The organism is Vibrio gigantis (assembly GCF_024347515.1).
Taxonomy (GTDB): domain Bacteria; phylum Pseudomonadota; class Gammaproteobacteria; order Enterobacterales; family Vibrionaceae; genus Vibrio; species Vibrio gigantis.
Genome location: NZ_AP025492.1, coordinates 3,467,072 through 3,486,290, shown reverse-complemented (window position 1 = coordinate 3,486,290; position 19,219 = coordinate 3,467,072). Strand labels below are relative to the sequence as shown.

The following is a 19,219-nucleotide window of genomic DNA, read 5'->3' as shown; positions in this document are numbered from 1 at the left end:
AGCCATTTCGCCAATTCGTAGAATGGCCGGCCATTCACAACTTGGTTCGATTACTGATGATACTGATTACCATAAAACTGACGGTGTTCTGCTTTCTAAAGCTAAGAAAGCAGGGCTATTTTGGGGCGCGTACCACTGTTTGCACACGTAATAACGTGGAGCCATCATAACCATGCTGACTCCATTTATTATTCAATTGATCTTTCTTTGGCTGATGGTTGAGCCACTTCTCTCTGCGGCTAGGATGAATGCCATCAAAGCAAGAGGTGTTTATGTACGTTGATTATCTCGCGTCATTTAGCATGCTTTTACTACTGGAAGTGATTCTGGGAGTCGACAACATTATCTTCATCTCAATCTTGGTCGAGAAGCTACCCGTGAGGCTAAGAAGCCGTATTCGTAATCTTGGTATTGGCTTAGCGGTTGTTACGCGGATTGGATTGGTATTCTCGGTTACCTGGTTGATGTCGCTCACCGAACCCTTTATTACCGTTTTTGAGCGCGGCCTATCAGGTAAAGATCTGATCTTGATTGTTGGTGGTGGCTTCCTGCTATTGAAGAGCTTTAAAGAGCTATTGAATTGGTTGCTAGTAAAAGAGAAAAAAGAGAAGAACGCACTCGAAACCAGTGTCACCATGATCGTACTACAGATTATTGCTATCGATGCAGTGTTCTCATTCGACTCGGTGATTACTGCAGTGGCTTTGGTCCACAACGTAGAGATCATCATTGCTGCTATCGTTATCTCTGCAATCATCATGCTGGCGGTTGCTGAAAAGATTCAAATAACCATTACCGCTTATCCTGGTTTGAAGCTACTTGCCCTTTTATTCCTGATTTTATTGGGTGGTTTGCTCGTTGTTGAAGGGTATGGGTTACATGTGGATAAAAGCTATTTGTACGTTGCTTTAGCGTTTGGATTAACGCTCGAAATCTGCCATATCTTACTGGATAGGCAGCTTAACAAGGCGCAAAGAGCTTCGAACCCAGATAATGGAGGAGTAGAAGAGCGCGCCTTACAGCACAGCGAGGTCCTATAGAGGCTATCACTCTAATTCTTTCAGAAGAGGTTCTAGGTTACTGTCGAAAAACAGTGGTGAGGCCATCTGTATTGCTTTGAGAGAAGAGTTGCCTTGTGTTGCTTTGATGTATAGCTCTTTTGCTGCACCCGCATTACCGCGAGACTCTTCCGCTTTCGCAAGCAGTAGGTAGGTCAATATCGATTGGTTTTGCGGTGGCATCGACAACAAAATCTTCATCGCTTTTTCTGGGTCATCCTCAGAAAGGGCGATGATGGCGTTGGCGTCATAGGCGCGCGCCAGTTTTCCTTCTGCGAGCAGGCGCTCTAGTCTTGGTTTAGCCTCTTGATTCAACTTAGCAATGGCTTGTTTTTTACTGCCTGAAGAGGCGTAGAAGGTGTTCATCACCTTGCCTATGTAATTGGCAACGAACACAAGATCATTGCTAGGGTCAGCTTGTTGGGCTTTTGCGAAGTAATCCATCACCATTGGCAACTCTGCCTCGTTGTACAACACACCAAGGCCACTGAGTGTGTATTTTAATGCGTCGGGCGTCATTGGCAGTTGGGAAATACTTTCTGTGAGCTCCTCTTTCGGCACCTTGATATAAAGAGCGTCTAGTATGTCATCGACCATGCGGTAGAGTGTGTGGTGCAGCTCTGACAACTCCGTCGGGTAGCGGCGGTTGAGGTGCGATTGGTCAGAGATGTTATTGTGATAACGCATGGTGAGGCGAGTATGCTTGCCGTCTCGACTTGGGCTCGTACCAAAGGTGAGTTTGATTGCCGCAATCTTTTGTAATGGCTCGCTATGGACTATGCGTATGCCACTGTAAGCGCTCAAGTACTCAATGAATTTGGTGATGGTGCCGTATAAAACCGGGTCGTGTTTGACGTCATCGCTGATATCCAACATGACATAACGAAACTCATAGTGTCGGAGTTGGGTTGCAGGAGCGACCTTTTCATCTGGCGTGCTGCTCGATGCTGAATAAAGGATATAGCCAGACTCCATAACAACGATAGCGCTAAGTAGTAAACCAATCATCAGGTTTCTTTTATTGGGCTTAGTTTGCTCACTGACATCAGTTTGGGGCGGTTTATCTGCTGGTGGCGATTGTTCTGGAGCAGAGGGCTGAGTTGTTGATGGTTCAGGTTCAGCGACTTGGTCAGTCTCGATTTTGCTTTGTATTACGTCCGCTTCAAACTTATAGCCACGCTTTGGCACGGTAATGATGTAGCTGTTGTGCTGTTGAGAGTTTTGCTTCAGAACCTTACGCAGCTCAAACACCGCTTGTGTGACTACTTGGTCACTGAGAATCATACCGCTCCAGACGTTGTTGATGAGTTCGTCTCGGGTATGAGTTTGCCCGGGATTGAGGCACAAAAATTCAAGTAGTTTAGTTAAACGCTTATCTATGGTTACCGTTCTTTCGGCGAAGAGGATTTGCCCTTCATTTGGAACGAATAGCCACTCATCGACACTAAAACATGAATTCTTCTCAAGCATCCCTTTCTCCTGCATTCAAACGGCATCCTGCGTTCTATATTCACCTTATTAACTCTATTACATAATGTGATGAATTTGTTGTAATTTTAGAGTGGATTCTAAAAGGTGTGCGTGAGTTAAATATTTGAGGTGATGGATTAATAGGATTGCTGTTAGACATAAACAAAAAGCTCCCGTTATAGGGAGCTTTCGAATAACTTCTGGGGCTGATTTAAGCTTAAGCGTTACTGCTCAGCAATCGTCAGCGGCCAGCCAATGTCGGTTTGTCTATTCGACTCGATCTCTAGCTCTGCAGCGGTCAGCGGGTTGTCTGCTAGCCATTGCTTAGAAAGTGTTAGAGTCAGATTATCACTGTCAGTAGTAAGCTTGAACTCAGGCACTAGCGCTGGGTTACGACGGTGAGTCAACAAAATAGCCAAACGTAGAATACGTAAGATGCGTTTGCTACTGGTACCTGAGATGGCATGTTGCTCGGGCAATGAGGTTAACTGTTCACGGTAGCGACGTGTTAACTCACCCAAGTAGTGTTTTTGAGCTCGAGTAAAGCCAGGTAGATCTAAGTGCTGCAGTAGGTAAGCACTGTGCTCACCGCCCTTTTTGAAATCGATGGTTAAACCAATCTCATGAAGCTTAGCCGCCGTTTGCAATAGCACACTAGCTTGAGGTTCTGGAACCCACGCTTCAGCGCCAGCTTGGTCTAACAGAGTTTGTGCGACTACAGCAACTTGTTCACCGTAGCTTACGTCCATTTGATAGCGTGATTGCACGCTTTTGATGGTACGTGCACGGATATCTTCTTGGCGTAGTTCTTCAACCATCTCGTAAGCTAGGCCTTCACGAAGTGCGCCGCCTGCGAGTGTCATTGAATCGATTTCAAGCAGCTCAAAAATCGCAATAAGAATAGAAAGGCCACTTGGGAACACTAATGCACGCTCAAGGGTAAGTCCTTCTATTTCTAGCTCTTCCAAGCGCTCAGTGATCATCGCTTGTTTCTGTAGGCGCTTAAGTTTGGCATGAGTGATAACTTCATCCATACCTTGCGCCAACATGATTTCTTGCAGTGCCTGAACAGTACCACTAGCACCAACACACACATCCCATCCGATATCAGTGTAGCTATCTAGGATAGGAGCCAACGTAGATTTTGCCGCTTCAATGGCATTGTTAAAGTTGGTTGCAGTTAATTGGCGATCTTTAAAGTGGCGCTCAAGCCAAGTAACACAACCCATTTTCAGGCTGGTTAGTGCTTTTGCAGAAAAGCCTTCACCGATGATCATCTCGGTACTAGCGCCACCAATATCAACAACCAGTCGGCGGCCGCTGCCACCAGAAGTGTGTGCTACGCCTTTATAGATAGTCGCAGCTTCTTCTTCACCGGAGATAACATTGATGTCGTATCCAAGGATCTGGTTCGCTTTCTCCAGAAATATATCCACATTGATAGCGGTACGTAGGGTCGCTGTACCGACAATGCGGATATTTTCTTTCGGAATATCTTGCAGTCGCTCTGCAAAGAGACTCAAACAGTCCCAACCGCGCTGCATTGCTTCTGTACTAAGCGCATTATTTTCATCTAAGCCTGCGGCTAAACGCACTTTGCGCTTAATCTTAGCCATGGTTTGTACGCTGCCATCGATATGACGCACAACGAGCATATGAAAACTGTTCGACCCGAGGTCGATTGCAGCGTAAAGCGGAGGTGACACTGTTTGACTCATAAGCGACTAAGCTTCCTTGTTATGACGCGGTTGGCGTGGGCGACGGTTCTGGTTCGGTTTACGGTTACCGTTGCGTGGGCCATTGTTGTTTGAGCGGCGTTGTTGCGGGTTACGTGTACGTAAGCGCAATGGTGCTGGCAGATCTTCTAGCAGTGCAGAAGCATCGTAATCAGACATTGGGATTGCGTGCTCAATGTACTCTTCGATTGGTGGCAAGTTGATTGCGTAATCTTCGCAAGCAAAGCTGATCGAGTGACCACTTTCTCCAGCACGACCTGTACGACCGATACGGTGAACGTAATCTTCGCAATCGTCAGGTAGATCAAAGTTGAATACGTGTGTTACTTGAGGGATGTGTAGGCCACGTGCTGCAACATCGGTTGCGACAAGCAGGTCAACATCGCCTTTGGTGAATTGCTCAAGAATTTTTTCACGTTTCTTCTGAGGAACATCACCTGTTAGTAGGCCAACACGGTGACCATCAGCAGCTAGGTGGCCCCAAACAGACTCACATTTGTGCTTAGTGTTAGCGAAGATGATAGCGCGCTCTGGCCACTCTTCTTCAATGAGCGTCTGCAGAAGTGCCATCTTGTGTTCGTTTGAAGGGTAGAACAGCTCTTCCTGAATACGGTGACCTGTTTTACGCTCGGGCTCAACAACAACATGCTCTGGGTTGTGCATGTGCTCGAACGCTAGCTCTTGTACGCGGTAAGACAATGTCGCAGAGAACAGCATGTTCAGGCGATCTTTTGGCTCAGGCATACGGCGGAACAAGAAGCGGATGTCTTTGATGAAACCAAGATCGAACATGCGATCAGCTTCGTCAAGAACAACAGCTTGAATATGGTTAAGGTTAAATACCTTCTGCTTGTAGAAGTCGATGATGCGGCCAGTGGTACCAATTAAGATATCTGCGCCTTCTTCGATCTTACCTAGTTGCTTATCGTAGCTTTCACCACCGTAAGCAAGTGCTGCTTTGATACCTGTGCTTGCAACTAGAGAGTCAGCATCGTTATAGATCTGAATCGCGAGTTCACGCGTTGGTGCCATAATAATTGCACGAGGCTGGTTAGGCTTACGCCCTTCATGCTCAGGTGTTTTTAGCAGGTGGTTAAAAGTAGCAGTAAGAAACGCAAGCGTTTTACCAGTACCCGTTTGGGCCTGGCCTGCAATGTCTTGGCCGGTGAGCAGTACCGGGAGCGCCAAGGCTTGGATAGGGGTACAATAATCGAACCCTTTTTTCTCCAATCCTTCAATGACTTGCGGAAGTAAATCCAAGTCGGCGAACTTTTGCTCTGTGATATGCGTCTTTTTCATTGCTATAGAATATCAGCTTAAGCTTGCAATACGAAAGTAAATACATTCCAATAGGGCATCTATTTACTGGTTATCATCCAACCAGTTCTAAAAAATACATTGGAGTGGAAGATGAGTGATAAGATTTTGCAGCTAACTGATGACGGTTTTGATAACGATGTAATCAACGCTGCAGGCCCTGTTCTTGTTGATTTTTGGGCAGAATGGTGTGGTCCATGTAAAATGATTGCGCCGATTCTTGATGAAATCGCAGACGAGTACGAAGGCAAGCTCACTATCGGTAAATTAAATATCGACCAAAATGCTGGTACTCCACCAAAATTTGGTATTCGCGGCATTCCAACGCTACTTCTTTTCAAAGATGGCGGCGTAGCAGCGACTAAAGTTGGTGCATTGTCTAAAACTCAACTTAAAGAGTTCTTAGACGCTAACCTTTAATCGGGTCAGCATTTGAAAAGAAACCGTGCAGTTAACAAATGCGCGGTTTTGTTTTTTCTAAGCTATGGACTAGTCTTAGTTTTAGTGCTAATTTATCGCACGTTAATTGAACGAATTTCTCTTCTTGGTCGATCCTGTGACCAAATCCTTCTTAACTTAAGAAAACAGATCCTATTTTGACTAAACAAACTTCCACCACTATGAATCTTACTGAACTGAAGAACAGACCTGTGTCTGAGCTTGTTAAACTTAGCGAAAGCTTAGGTCTTGAAAATCAAGCTCGCCTAAGAAAACAAGACATTATCTTCTCCATCCTTAAAGCGCATGCAAAAAGTGGTGAGGACATCTTTGGTGATGGTGTTCTAGAAATTCTTCAAGACGGTTTTGGTTTCCTACGTAGTGCAGACAGCTCATACCTAGCTGGCCCTGACGACATTTACGTATCGCCAAGCCAAATTCGTCGTTTTAACCTTCGCACTGGTGACTCTATTGGCGGTAAAATCCGTCCACCTAAAGATGGTGAGCGTTACTTTGCACTGCTTAAAGTGAACACGGTTAACTACGACAAGCCAGACAACGCTCGTAACAAGATTCTTTTCGAAAACCTTACTCCTCTTCACGCTAACGAACGTATGGTGATGGAAGCGGGTAATGGTGCGACTGAAGATATTACGGCTCGTATTCTTGATCTTGCATCTCCAATTGGTAAAGGTCAGCGTGGTCTTATTGTTGCTCCGCCTAAAGCGGGTAAGACAATGCTTTTGCAAAACATTGCACAAAGTATTGCTCGTAACCATCCTGAGTGTGAACTAATGGTTCTACTTATCGATGAGCGTCCTGAAGAAGTAACAGAAATGCAGCGCCTAGTTAAAGGTGAAGTAGTTGCTTCTACATTCGATGAGCCAGCATCTCGCCACGTACAAGTAGCAGAAATGGTTATCGAGAAAGCAAAACGCCTTGTTGAACACAAAAAAGACGTAGTTATCCTTCTGGATTCTATTACTCGTCTAGCTCGTGCTTACAACACCGTGATTCCGTCATCAGGTAAAGTTCTTACCGGTGGTGTTGACGCGAATGCACTTCACCGTCCTAAGCGTTTCTTCGGTGCAGCACGTAACGTAGAAGAAGGCGGTAGCTTAACTATCATCGCTACAGCACTGGTTGATACTGGTTCTAAGATGGATGAAGTTATCTACGAAGAATTCAAAGGTACAGGTAACATGGAACTGCACCTTAACCGTAAGATTGCTGAAAAACGTGTATTCCCTGCGATTGATTTCAACCGCTCTGGTACTCGTCGTGAAGAGCTTCTTACCAAGAACGATGAACTACAGAAGATGTGGATCCTGCGTAAGATTGTTCACCCTATGGGCGAAATCGACGCAATGGAATTCCTTATCGACAAGCTAGCAATGACCAAAACGAACGACGAGTTCTTTGACGCAATGCGTCGTCAGTAATATTGATTAGCGGATAGTTATTTAATAAGCGCTGCCTTCGGGTGGCGCTTTTTATTTGCATTTTGTAGCGACAGCTTGCAGAATGAGCAAAAGTGTTACAAGGAAGTTAAAATGCAACATGGACTGTTGTCATCATTGCTCCTGTCTACTTCACTGTTATTTTCACCGGTTGGTATTAGCTATGCCACCGAGATGTCTCCACTTACAGTAGAGTCTTGGCTTGAGAATGATCAAGTAAAACTGAAAACTGCTGAATTACTCGAGCTTGTCGTGCGTGACGAAGTCAATTCGTTACGCTTTGCGCTTGAGCGACTGACATTTCCCCAACAAGAGGTAGCTCGTTACCAACTCTTGAAGAAGCTCGAACAGCAAAAAATCGTCCTCACACCCAAGATGTCTATTTTCATCGAGCAGCAACTCGCTATCACACCCACTTACCAAGTTTTAGAGCGTGGAGATGGCTATGAGTTTACGGTACCTGCCTTTAATTACCCTTCAATTGCTAATCGTCTCATCAAACAGTGGCGCCAAGATCAGAAGACACTGGTTTTTGTTCTCGATGCTGAGAAGCAGGAACTCGATCTAAAAGAGTGGTTATCCGGCTCGGAGCATCAAGTTCAAACGCGAGAAGCGCTGTTAATCAGAGAGCTAGACAGTTTATCTCCAGAGGCGGTGGATTACCTAACTAAGCAACTCACCGCATCTTCTATTGTTAGTTGGTTACCCTCGACTGAAGTGGTGGTTCGATTAGCACAAGTGAGCGAAGACCCAGAGGTCTATAAGATTCTATGGCGAATGAAGGCCGATTATCATAGCCAAGCTGAGTTAGTTCGCCTTGCTGAAACCAAACAAACGTTCGCGCTTGAACAGGTAATGGCAGCGACCAAGAACCCGCGACTGAAAGATGAAGCGATTACCTTGCTCACCAAGGTAAACCCGTTGTCAGAAGAGGTGAAGCAGTTCCTTGTATCTCGGATGGCGATTGCCGATGAAGCGCCATTAGTCGCGCGTGAACTCGCCAAACAAGGTCACACGCGTTGGTTGCAAGATCTCGTCAACGATAACCCTCAGGTGAAGAGCTCTTTGATTGAGCAAGCATTACCGTAAAGTGGATTTTGGCTCTCAATAACCACATTAAAAAGGGGGATCTCAGTGTCACCCTTTTTGATATACTGAGCGCAGAATAATCAGCATGTAGAAGTCCTATGAGTTTTAAAGATTTACGTGATTTTATCGACCATCTTGAAAGTATTGGTCAGTTGAAACGCATCTCTCATCCAGTCGACCCAGACTATGAAATGACCGAGATTAGCGACCGTACTCTACGTGCTGGTGGCCCGGCTCTATTGTTTGAAAACCCAGTAGGCTATGACATGCCTGTTTTGACTAACCTATTTGGTACGCCTAATCGTGTTGCTATTGGTATGGGGCGTCAGGATGTAAAAGAGCTGCGCGAAGTGGGTAAGTTGCTTGCTTACCTAAAAGAACCTGAGCCACCAAAAGGCTTTAAAGACGCTCTTGATAAACTGCCTGTATTTAAGCAAGTCTTAAACATGCCGGCTAAACGCCTTCGCAAAGCGGCATGTCAACAAGTGGTATGGCAAGGTGATGATGTCGACCTAGATAAAATTCCTGTGATGAGCTGTTGGGCCGACGATGTCGCACCGTTGCTAACGTGGGGTTTAACGGTTACTCGTGGTCCAAACAAGAAACGCCAAAACTTAGGCATCTATCGTCAGCAGAAGATAGGTAAGAATAAAATCATCATGCGTTGGTTAGCCCACCGTGGTGGTGCGCTTGATCTGCGCGATTGGATGGAAACCAACCCAGGTAAACCATTCCCAGTATCCGTTGCGTTCGGTGCTGATCCTGCCACCATTCTGGGTGCGGTTACACCAGTGCCGGATACTTTATCTGAATACGCGTTTGCAGGCTTGCTGCGTGGTAGTAAAACTGAGGTCGTTAAATCAATCAGTAATGACCTAGAAGTACCAGCAAGTGCGGAAATCGTAATGGAAGGTTACATCGACCCGAATGAGTTCGCCGATGAAGGCCCATATGGAGACCATACGGGTTACTACAACGAGAAAGAAAAGCACCACGTATTTACGATTACTCATGTAACCATGCGCGAGAACCCTATCTATCACAGCACCTATACTGGCCGTCCGCCTGATGAACCTGCGGTATTGGGTGTTGCACTAAATGAAGTATTTGTTCCTATTCTTCAAAAGCAGTTCCCGGAGATAGAAGACTTCTACCTGCCACCTGAGGGTTGTTCGTACCGAATGGCGGTAGTGACTATGAAGAAGCAATATCCAGGTCACGCTAAGCGAGTGATGATGGGGGTATGGTCTTTCTTGCGCCAATTCATGTACACCAAATTTGTATTGGTGTGCGATGAGGATGTGAACGCACGTGATTGGTCTCAAGTAACGGCTGCGATGTGTGAACACATGGATCCGTCTCGTGATAGCTTGATGATCGAGAACACGCCTATCGACTCGTTAGATTTTGCATCACCTGTGGTTGGATTGGGCTCTAAGATGGGCTTAGACATCACCAAGAAGTGGGATGCGGAGTTAGCATTATCACCAGACGTTGAATCTACTCCAGTAAGTAGTGAACATATCGAAGGTGGCTTGGCTGAGTTAACCAAGGCTCACCCTGAAATTATTGATATTCATCTACAGAACGATAATGCCAGCATGGTTGTCGTGTCTATTGATAAGCAAGCAGCAGGTAATGGTAAGAAAATTATGGAAGCGGTTTGGTCTCAATTTGATGAGAACAAGTTTGTTATCGTGTGTGATGGTGATGTCAATGTGAGTGACTGGAATGACATCATTTGGGCGGTAACCACCAGAATGGACCCGGCCAGAGATACCTTATTCCTACAGAACGAAACTGGACGCTCGAAAATGGGACTAGATGCGACCAATAAATGGGAAGGCGAATGTCTTCGCGAGTGGGGAGTTCCTATCACGAAAGATCCTGATGTCGTTAAAAAGATTGATAGCATCTGGGAACAACTAGGAATTTCATGAGCTACCAAGTAGTCTTATATCCAGAAAACATCAGTTTCACAGTAGAAAAAGGGCAAACGGTCTTGGATGCTGCGCTCAACAGCGATATCTATTTCCCAAACCGTTGCCAAGTTGGCGCATGCGCGATGTGTATGTGCAAAAAATTAGAAGGGCAAGTGAGTTACCACCTTGAACCCATGCTCACAGAGAAAGAGCAGGAACAGGGCTGGATTTTCGCTTGCCAAGCATTTGCAGAAAGTAATTTAGTTCTAACCTTTGCCGATTAAGGGTTAGTAAGAGGAAGAACATGACTATTAAATGTAAAGTGAAGTCTATCGAGCCTTTGGCTTGTAATACTTACCAAATCCTATTGCACCCAGAGACACCGGTCGCCTTTAAAGCAGGCCAGTACCTTATGGTTGAAATGGGTGAGAAAGATAAGCGACCATTCTCCATCGCAAGTAGCCCTTGTCGCCACGAAGGCGAACTTGAGTTACACATTGGTGCTGCTGAGCACAACGCTTACGCACTAGAAGTCGTTGAAGCGATGAAGAAGGCACAAGCTGAAGATGGTGATATCGCGATTGACGCACCACACGGTGATGCTTGGATCAAAGAAGAAAGCGATCGCCCTCTATTACTTATTGCTGGTGGTACTGGTTTCAGTTACGTGCGTTCTATTCTTGATCACTGCATCGCACAAAATAGCTCGAAAGAGATCTATCTATACTGGGGCGCAAAAGATGAGTGCCAGTTGTATGCGAAAGAAGAGTTAGTTGGCATCGCAGAAAAGCACAGCAACGTGCACTTTATACCAGTAGTAGAAGAAGCTCCTGAAGTATGGCACGGCCAAACTGGTAATGTACTTGAAGCAATCACGCAAAGTTTCGAATCACTGGCTGATTTCGATATCTATATTGCAGGTCGTTTTGAAATGGCTGGTGCTGCGAGAGACCTATTTACTCAGAATAAAGAAGCAAAGCGTGACCATATGTACGCTGATGCTTACGCTTTTATCTAATAATACCCTTAGATTTTGAGCAAAAAGAGAGCAGAAATGCTCTCTTTTTTACGTTTAGGTGAACTATTAGGCAGTTAACCTCTATTTATTCATTTTTTATGAAAAAGTAGTTGCTAACCTGAGAGGGTTCCCTATAATGCGACCCCACTGAGACGGCAGACGCCACAAGGCTTCAGCAAGAATCAGTAAGACGGAAAGCGACAAAAAATTAATTTTCAAAAAGTGTTTGACACTGAATGTTAATTCGCTAGAATGGCCGTCCACTTCGAGAGGCTCCTTACTTAAAAGGAACGCTCAAGAAGTAAAGCTCTTTAACAATTTAAACCTATCAATCTGTGTGGGCACTCGTTGATGAATATCAAAACGTTTTATCGTTAGATAAAACAGATTCTTCGGAATCAAAATGATTTCAATGAACTGAGTGACCAATACAAATAACCTCGGTTATTTGGCACAGTCAATTCATTATCATTCTGTTGGAATGATAATAGCTTTAGAATTACATGTTCACGTTCCTTTTTCGAAAAGAGCGAATGAATATTAGTTTTGAAGTCAGTATTCGTTGAGTCACAAAATCTTAAATTGAAGAGTTTGATCATGGCTCAGATTGAACGCTGGCGGCAGGCCTAACACATGCAAGTCGAGCGGAAACGACACTAACAATCCTTCGGGTGCGTTAATGGGCGTCGAGCGGCGGACGGGTGAGTAATGCCTAGGAAATTGCCTTGATGTGGGGGATAACCATTGGAAACGATGGCTAATACCGCATAATGCCTACGGGCCAAAGAGGGGGACCTTCGGGCCTCTCGCGTCAAGATATGCCTAGGTGGGATTAGCTAGTTGGTGAGGTAATGGCTCACCAAGGCGACGATCCCTAGCTGGTCTGAGAGGATGATCAGCCACACTGGAACTGAGACACGGTCCAGACTCCTACGGGAGGCAGCAGTGGGGAATATTGCACAATGGGCGAAAGCCTGATGCAGCCATGCCGCGTGTATGAAGAAGGCCTTCGGGTTGTAAAGTACTTTCAGTTGTGAGGAAGGGGGTAGCGTTAATAGCGCTATCTCTTGACGTTAGCAACAGAAGAAGCACCGGCTAACTCCGTGCCAGCAGCCGCGGTAATACGGAGGGTGCGAGCGTTAATCGGAATTACTGGGCGTAAAGCGCATGCAGGTGGTTCATTAAGTCAGATGTGAAAGCCCGGGGCTCAACCTCGGAACTGCATTTGAAACTGGTGAACTAGAGTACTGTAGAGGGGGGTAGAATTTCAGGTGTAGCGGTGAAATGCGTAGAGATCTGAAGGAATACCAGTGGCGAAGGCGGCCCCCTGGACAGATACTGACACTCAGATGCGAAAGCGTGGGGAGCAAACAGGATTAGATACCCTGGTAGTCCACGCCGTAAACGATGTCTACTTGGAGGTTGTGGCCTTGAGCCGTGGCTTTCGGAGCTAACGCGTTAAGTAGACCGCCTGGGGAGTACGGTCGCAAGATTAAAACTCAAATGAATTGACGGGGGCCCGCACAAGCGGTGGAGCATGTGGTTTAATTCGATGCAACGCGAAGAACCTTACCTACTCTTGACATCCAGAGAAGCCAGCGGAGACGCAGGTGTGCCTTCGGGAGCTCTGAGACAGGTGCTGCATGGCTGTCGTCAGCTCGTGTTGTGAAATGTTGGGTTAAGTCCCGCAACGAGCGCAACCCTTATCCTTGTTTGCCAGCGAGTAATGTCGGGAACTCCAGGGAGACTGCCGGTGATAAACCGGAGGAAGGTGGGGACGACGTCAAGTCATCATGGCCCTTACGAGTAGGGCTACACACGTGCTACAATGGCGCATACAGAGGGCAGCAAGCTAGCGATAGTGAGCGAATCCCAAAAAGTGCGTCGTAGTCCGGATTGGAGTCTGCAACTCGACTCCATGAAGTCGGAATCGCTAGTAATCGTGAATCAGAATGTCACGGTGAATACGTTCCCGGGCCTTGTACACACCGCCCGTCACACCATGGGAGTGGGCTGCAAAAGAAGTGGGTAGTTTAACCTTTCGGGGAGGACGCTCACCACTTTGTGGTTCATGACTGGGGTGAAGTCGTAACAAGGTAGCCCTAGGGGAACCTGGGGCTGGATCACCTCCTTATACGAAGATACTTACGATGAGTGTCCACACAGATTGATGGTTTAGATTTAGTTAAAGCCAGAGCTTTAATTAATAACGTAAGTTATTGATTAAAGCTTTTTGCTTTATGCTCTTTAACAATTTGGAAAGCTGACTGATTGATTACTTACGAGTAATTCAATCAAATTTAAAAGTTCTCAATGTTTATCTTTATGATAAACACAACAAACACATTCAAGTGTCTTGTATTCGAATCAATGTTTACATTGATTCACAATTGAGTCCGGCAAACAGTTATCAAGAATTAACCCTTCTTGATGACAACCAAAAACCTTGGTTAGTTGCCATACACTAAGACCCTTTCGGGTTGTATGGTTAAGTGACTAAGCGTACACGGTGGATGCCTTGGCAGTCAGAGGCGATGAAAGGCGTAATAACTTGCGATAAGCCCAGATTAGGTAGTAATAACCTTTTGAGTCTGGGATTCCTGAATGGGGAAACCCACTTACATAAGTAAGTATCCTGTTGTGAATACATAGCAACAGGAGGCAAACCGGGGGAACTGAAACATCTAAGTACCCCGAGGAAGAGAAATCAACCGAGATTCCGAAAGTAGCGGCGAGCGAAATTGGATTAGCCCTTAAGCTTTTAATGATGCAGGTGAAGAGTCTGGAAAGTCTCGCAATAAAGGGTGATAGCCCCGTAACCGACACATCATAATCAGTGAAAACGAGTAGGGCGGGACACGTGATATCCTGTCTGAATATGGGGGGACCATCCTCCAAGGCTAAATACTACTGACTGACCGATAGTGAACCAGTACCGTGAGGGAAAGGCGAAAAGAACCCCTGTGAGGGGAGTGAAATAGAACCTGAAACCGTGTACGTACAAGCAGTAGGAGCACCTTCGTGGTGTGACTGCGTACCTTTTGTATAATGGGTCAGCGACTTAATTTTAGTAGCAAGGTTAACCGTTTAGGGGAGCCGTAGGGAAACCGAGTCTTAACTGGGCGTACAGTTGCTAGGATTAGACCCGAAACCAGGTGATCTAGCCATGGGCAGGTTGAAGGTTGAGTAACATCAACTGGAGGACCGAACCGACTAATGTTGAAAAATTAGCGGATGACTTGTGGCTAGGGGTGAAAGGCCAATCAAACCTGGAGATAGCTGGTTCTCCCCGAAAGCTATTTAGGTAGCGCCTCGGACGAATACTACTGGGGGTAGAGCACTGTTAAGGCTAGGGGGTCATCCCGACTTACCAACCCTTTGCAAACTCCGAATACCAGTAAGTACTATCCGGGAGACACACGGCGGGTGCTAACGTCCGTCGTGGAGAGGGAAACAACCCAGACCGCCAGCTAAGGTCCCAAAGTATAGCTAAGTGGGAAACGATGTGGGAAGGCTCAGACAGCCAGGATGTTGGCTTAGAAGCAGCCATCATTTAAAGAAAGCGTAATAGCTCACTGGTCGAGTCGGCCTGCGCGGAAGATGTAACGGGGCTAAGCTATACACCGAAGCTGCGGCTACGTACCTTAGGGTATGTGGGGTAGGGGAGCGTTCTGTAAGCCGTTGAAGGTGGTCTGTAAGGGCTGCTGGAGGTATCAGAAGTGCGAATGCTGACATGAGTAACGATAAAGGGAGTGAAAAACTCCCTCGCCGGAAGACCAAGGGTTCCTGTCCAACGTTAATCGGGGCAGGGTAAGTCGACTCCTAAGGCGAGGCCGAAAGGCGTAGTCGATGGGAAACGGGTTAATATTCCCGTACTTCTTACAATTGCGATGGGGGGACGGAGAAGGCTAGGTGGGCCTGGCGACGGTTGTCCAGGTTCAAGTACGTAGGCGGAAAGTTTAGGTAAATCCGGACTTTCATTAACGCTGAGATACGATGTCGAGCTACTACGGTAGTGAAGTCATTGATGCCATGCTTCCAGGAAAAGCCTCTAAGCTTCAGATTGTAAGGAATCGTACCCCAAACCGACACAGGTGGTCGGGTAGAGAATACCAAGGCGCTTGAGAGAACTCGGGTGAAGGAACTAGGCAAAATGGTACCGTAACTTCGGGAGAAGGTACGCTCTTATCAGTGAAGTCCCTTGCGGATGGAGCAGACGAGAGTCGCAGATACCAGGTGGCTGCAACTGTTTATTAAAAACACAGCACTGTGCAAAATCGTAAGATGACGTATACGGTGTGACGCCTGCCCGGTGCCGGAAGGTTAATTGATGGGGTTAGACTTCGGTCGAAGCTCTTGATCGAAGCCCCGGTAAACGGCGGCCGTAACTATAACGGTCCTAAGGTAGCGAAATTCCTTGTCGGGTAAGTTCCGACCTGCACGAATGGCGTAATGATGGCCACGCTGTCTCCACCCGAGACTCAGTGAAATTGAAATCGCTGTGAAGATGCAGTGTACCCGCGGCTAGACGGAAAGACCCCGTGAACCTTTACTACAGCTTGGCACTGAACATTGAACCTACATGTGTAGGATAGGTGGGAGACTTTGAAACCGCGTCGCTAGATGTGGTGGAGTCGTCCTTGAAATACCACCCTTGTAGTTTTGATGTTCTAACGTTGGTCCCTGAATCGGGATTACGGACAGTGCCTGGTGGGTAGTTTGACTGGGGCGGTCTCCTCCCAAAGAGTAACGGAGGAGCACGAAGGTGGGCTAAACACGGTTGGACATCGTGTGGTTAGTGCAATGGCATAAGCCCGCTTGACTGCGAGAATGACAATTCGAGCAGGTGCGAAAGCAGGTCATAGTGATCCGGTGGTTCTGAATGGAAGGGCCATCGCTCAACGGATAAAAGGTACTCCGGGGATAACAGGCTGATACCGCCCAAGAGTTCATATCGACGGCGGTGTTTGGCACCTCGATGTCGGCTCATCACATCCTGGGGCTGAAGTCGGTCCCAAGGGTATGGCTGTTCGCCATTTAAAGTGGTACGCGAGCTGGGTTTAGAACGTCGTGAGACAGTTCGGTCCCTATCTGCCGTGGGCGTTGGAAAATTGAAAGGGGCTGCTCCTAGTACGAGAGGACCGGAGTGGACGAACCTCTGGTGTTCGGGTTGTCATGCCAATGGCATTGCCCGGTAGCTAAGTTCGGAATCGATAACCGCTGAAAGCATCTAAGCGGGAAGCGAGCCTTGAGATGAGTTTTCCCTGACGCTATAAGCGTCCTAAAGGGTTGTCGTAGACTACGACGTTGATAGGCAGGGTGTGTAAGTGCTGCGAGGCATTGAGCTAACCTGTACTAATTGCCCGTGAGGCTTAACCATACAACACCCAAGGGGTTTTGATGGACTCAAAGAAATACCAAACGCTTGAATGAGTTTGAAGAGAACGAAAAACAGCTTTCCGAATTTTAAAATTTGCTTGGCGACCATAGCATTGTGGACCCACCTGATTCCATGCCGAACTCAGAAGTGAAACACAATAGCGCCGATGGTAGTGTGGGGCTTCCCCATGTGAGAGTAGGACATCGCCAGGCTTTAATTTCGACTTTGTCTAGTTTCTAGACAAGTCACCATAGGGTTCTAAGTTTTCTTAGTATTTTATGTTGACTTTCAAAGTAGAAAGCGTATTATACGCGTCCTGCTTAAGTGCTAAGGCACTGAAAGCAAAGCTCTTTAACAATTTAAACCTATCAATCTGTGTGGGCACTCGTTGATGAATATCAAAACGTTATTACTTAGGTAATAGCAGTTACTTCGGTAACAAAATTGATTTCAATGAACTGAGTGACCAATACAAATAACTTCGGTTATTTGGCACAGTCAATTCATTATCATTCTGTTGGAATGGTAATAGCTTTAGAATTACATGTTCACGTTCCTTTTTCGAAAAGAGCGAATGAATATTAGTTTTGAAGTCAGTATTCGTTGAGTCACAAAGTCTTAAATTGAAGAGTTTGATCATGGCTCAGATTGAACGCTGGCGGCAGGCCTAACACATGCAAGTCGAGCGGAAACGACACTAACAATCCTTCGGGTGCGTTAATGGGCGTCGAGCGGCGGACGGGTGAGTAATGCCTAGGAAATTGCCTTGATGTGGGGGATAACCATTGGAAACGATGGCTAATACCGCATAATGCCTACGGGCCAAAGAGGGGGACCTTCGGGCCTCTCGCGTCAAGATATGCCTAGGTGGGATTAGCTAGTTGGTGAGGTAATGGCTCACCAAGGCGACGATCCCTAGCTGGTCTGAGAGGATGATCAGCCACACTGGAACTGAGACACGGTCCAGACTCCTACGGGAGGCAGCAGTGGGGAATATTGCACAATGGGCGAAAGCCTGATGCAGCCATGCCGCGTGTATGAAGAAGGCCTTCGGGTTGTAAAGTACTTTCAGTTGTGAGGAAGGGGGTAGCGTTAATAGCGCTATCTCTTGACGTTAGCAACAGAAGAAGCACCGGCTAACTCCGTGCCAGCAGCCGCGGTAATACGGAGGGTGCGAGCGTTAATCGGAATTACTGGGCGTAAAGCGCATGCAGGTGGTTCATTAAGTCAGATGTGAAAGCCCGGGGCTCAACCTCGGAACTGCATTTGAAACTGGTGAACTAGAGTACTGTAGAGGGGGGTAGAATTTCAGGTGTAGCGGTGAAATGCGTAGAGATCTGAAGGAATACCAGTGGCGAAGGCGGCCCCCTGGACAGATACTGACACTCAGATGCGAAAGCGTGGGGAGCAAACAGGATTAGATACCCTGGTAGTCCACGCCGTAAACGATGTCTACTTGGAGGTTGTGGCCTTGAGCCGTGGCTTTCGGAGCTAACGCGTTAAGTAGACCGCCTGGGGAGTACGGTCGCAAGATTAAAACTCAAATGAATTGACGGGGGCCCGCACAAGCGGTGGAGCATGTGGTTTAATTCGATGCAACGCGAAGAACCTTACCTACTCTTGACATCCAGAGAAGCCAGCGGAGACGCAGGTGTGCCTTCGGGAGCTCTGAGACAGGTGCTGCATGGCTGTCGTCAGCTCGTGTTGTGAAATGTTGGGTTAAGTCCCGCAACGAGCGCAACCCTTATCCTTGTTTGCCAGCGAGTAATGTCGGGAACTCCAGGGAGACTGCCGGTGATAAACCGGAGGAAGGTGGGGACGACGTCAAGTCATCATGGCCCTTACGAGTAGGGCTACACACGTGCTACAATGGCGCATACAGAGGGCAGCAAGCTAGCGATAGTGAGCGAATCCCAAAAAGTGCGTCGTAGTCCGGATTGGAGTCTGCAACTCGACTCCATGAAGTCGGAATCGCTAGTAATCGTGAATCAGAATGTCACGGTGAATACGTTCCCGGGCCTTGTACACACCGCCCGTCACACCATGGGAGTGGGCTGCAAAAGAAGTGGGTAGTTTAACCTTTCGGGGAGGACGCTCACCACTTTGTGGTTCATGACTGGGGTGAAGTCGTAACAAGGTAGCCCTAGGGGAACCTGGGGCTGGATCACCTCCTTATACGAAGATATTTACGATGAGTGTCCACACAGATTGATTAGGTTTAGAAAAGTTAAGAGACGATATTGGGTCTGTAGCTCAGCTGGTTAGAGCGCTCGCCTGATAAGCGGGAGGTCGGTGGTTCAAGTCCACTCAGACCCACCAATATCGACCTAG

The 19,219-nt window shown here is 46.9% G+C and carries 10 protein-coding genes, 1 tRNA gene and 4 rRNA genes; 12 read left to right on the top strand and 3 right to left on the bottom strand.

Going from position 1 to position 19,219, the window contains the following annotated elements:
* Positions 1 to 272: 272 nt before the first annotated feature.
* Entirely contained in the window at positions 273 to 1,040 is a 768-nt protein-coding gene (locus OCV56_RS15685) for a TerC family protein (RefSeq protein WP_261901414.1), read from the top strand.
* 6 nt (positions 1,041 to 1,046) lie between these two features.
* On the opposite strand, the gene OCV56_RS15680 is transcribed toward OCV56_RS15685, so the two are convergent.
* The 3 genes from OCV56_RS15680 to rhlB form a co-directional block, all read right to left on the bottom strand.
* Entirely contained in the window at positions 1,047 to 2,528 is a 1,482-nt protein-coding gene (locus OCV56_RS15680) for a winged helix-turn-helix domain-containing protein (RefSeq protein WP_086715453.1), read from the bottom strand.
* A gap of 224 nt (positions 2,529 to 2,752) precedes the next feature.
* Entirely contained in the window at positions 2,753 to 4,246 is a 1,494-nt protein-coding gene (gene gppA, locus OCV56_RS15675) for a guanosine-5'-triphosphate,3'-diphosphate diphosphatase (RefSeq protein WP_086715455.1), read from the bottom strand.
* A gap of 6 nt (positions 4,247 to 4,252) precedes the next feature.
* Entirely contained in the window at positions 4,253 to 5,563 is a 1,311-nt protein-coding gene (gene rhlB / locus OCV56_RS15670; RefSeq protein ID WP_086715457.1) for an ATP-dependent RNA helicase RhlB, read from the bottom strand.
* Positions 5,564 to 5,674: 111 nt separating this feature from the next.
* Between rhlB and trxA the strand changes: the two genes are divergently transcribed.
* The 11 genes from trxA to OCV56_RS15615 all read left to right on the top strand — a co-directional run bounded on the left by trxA (position 5,675) and on the right by OCV56_RS15615 (position 19,207).
* Entirely contained in the window at positions 5,675 to 6,001 is a 327-nt protein-coding gene (trxA, locus tag OCV56_RS15665; protein WP_010440700.1) for a thioredoxin TrxA, read from the top strand.
* Positions 6,002 to 6,201: 200 nt separating this feature from the next.
* On the top strand, positions 6,202 to 7,461 hold the full coding sequence (gene rho / locus OCV56_RS15660; protein WP_017062978.1) for a transcription termination factor Rho: 1,260 nt from the start codon (positions 6,202 to 6,204) through the stop codon (positions 7,459 to 7,461).
* A 111-nt stretch (positions 7,462 to 7,572) separates the two neighbouring features.
* The gene (locus tag OCV56_RS15655) at positions 7,573 to 8,568 is read left to right on the top strand and encodes a hypothetical protein (RefSeq protein ID WP_086715459.1); all 996 of its coding nucleotides are present in this window, start codon (positions 7,573 to 7,575) and stop codon (positions 8,566 to 8,568) included.
* Positions 8,569 to 8,666: 98 nt separating this feature from the next.
* The gene (gene ubiD / locus OCV56_RS15650) at positions 8,667 to 10,508 is read left to right on the top strand and encodes a 4-hydroxy-3-polyprenylbenzoate decarboxylase (RefSeq protein ID WP_086715463.1); all 1,842 of its coding nucleotides are present in this window, start codon (positions 8,667 to 8,669) and stop codon (positions 10,506 to 10,508) included.
* A complete protein-coding gene (locus tag OCV56_RS15645; RefSeq protein ID WP_060468860.1) occupies positions 10,505 to 10,774 on the top strand; it encodes a 2Fe-2S iron-sulfur cluster-binding protein in 270 nt (89 codons plus the stop codon). The genes ubiD and OCV56_RS15645 overlap by 4 nt, the downstream gene beginning before the upstream one ends.
* Before the next feature lie 20 nt (positions 10,775 to 10,794).
* The gene (gene fre, locus OCV56_RS15640) at positions 10,795 to 11,508 is read left to right on the top strand and encodes an NAD(P)H-flavin reductase (protein WP_086715465.1); all 714 of its coding nucleotides are present in this window, start codon (positions 10,795 to 10,797) and stop codon (positions 11,506 to 11,508) included.
* A 579-nt stretch (positions 11,509 to 12,087) separates the two neighbouring features.
* Positions 12,088 to 13,642 (top strand): 16S ribosomal RNA (locus tag OCV56_RS15635).
* A 352-nt stretch (positions 13,643 to 13,994) separates the two neighbouring features.
* A 23S ribosomal RNA gene (locus OCV56_RS15630) occupies positions 13,995 to 16,888 on the top strand.
* A gap of 96 nt (positions 16,889 to 16,984) precedes the next feature.
* Positions 16,985 to 17,100 (top strand): 5S ribosomal RNA (gene rrf / locus OCV56_RS15625).
* A 408-nt stretch (positions 17,101 to 17,508) separates the two neighbouring features.
* A 16S ribosomal RNA gene (locus OCV56_RS15620) occupies positions 17,509 to 19,063 on the top strand.
* Together the 16S, 23S and 5S rRNA genes with 1 tRNA gene alongside form the textbook arrangement of a ribosomal RNA operon.
* 67 nt (positions 19,064 to 19,130) lie before the next feature.
* Positions 19,131 to 19,207 (top strand) — tRNA-Ile (locus OCV56_RS15615).
* Positions 19,208 to 19,219: the final 12 nt, after the last annotated feature.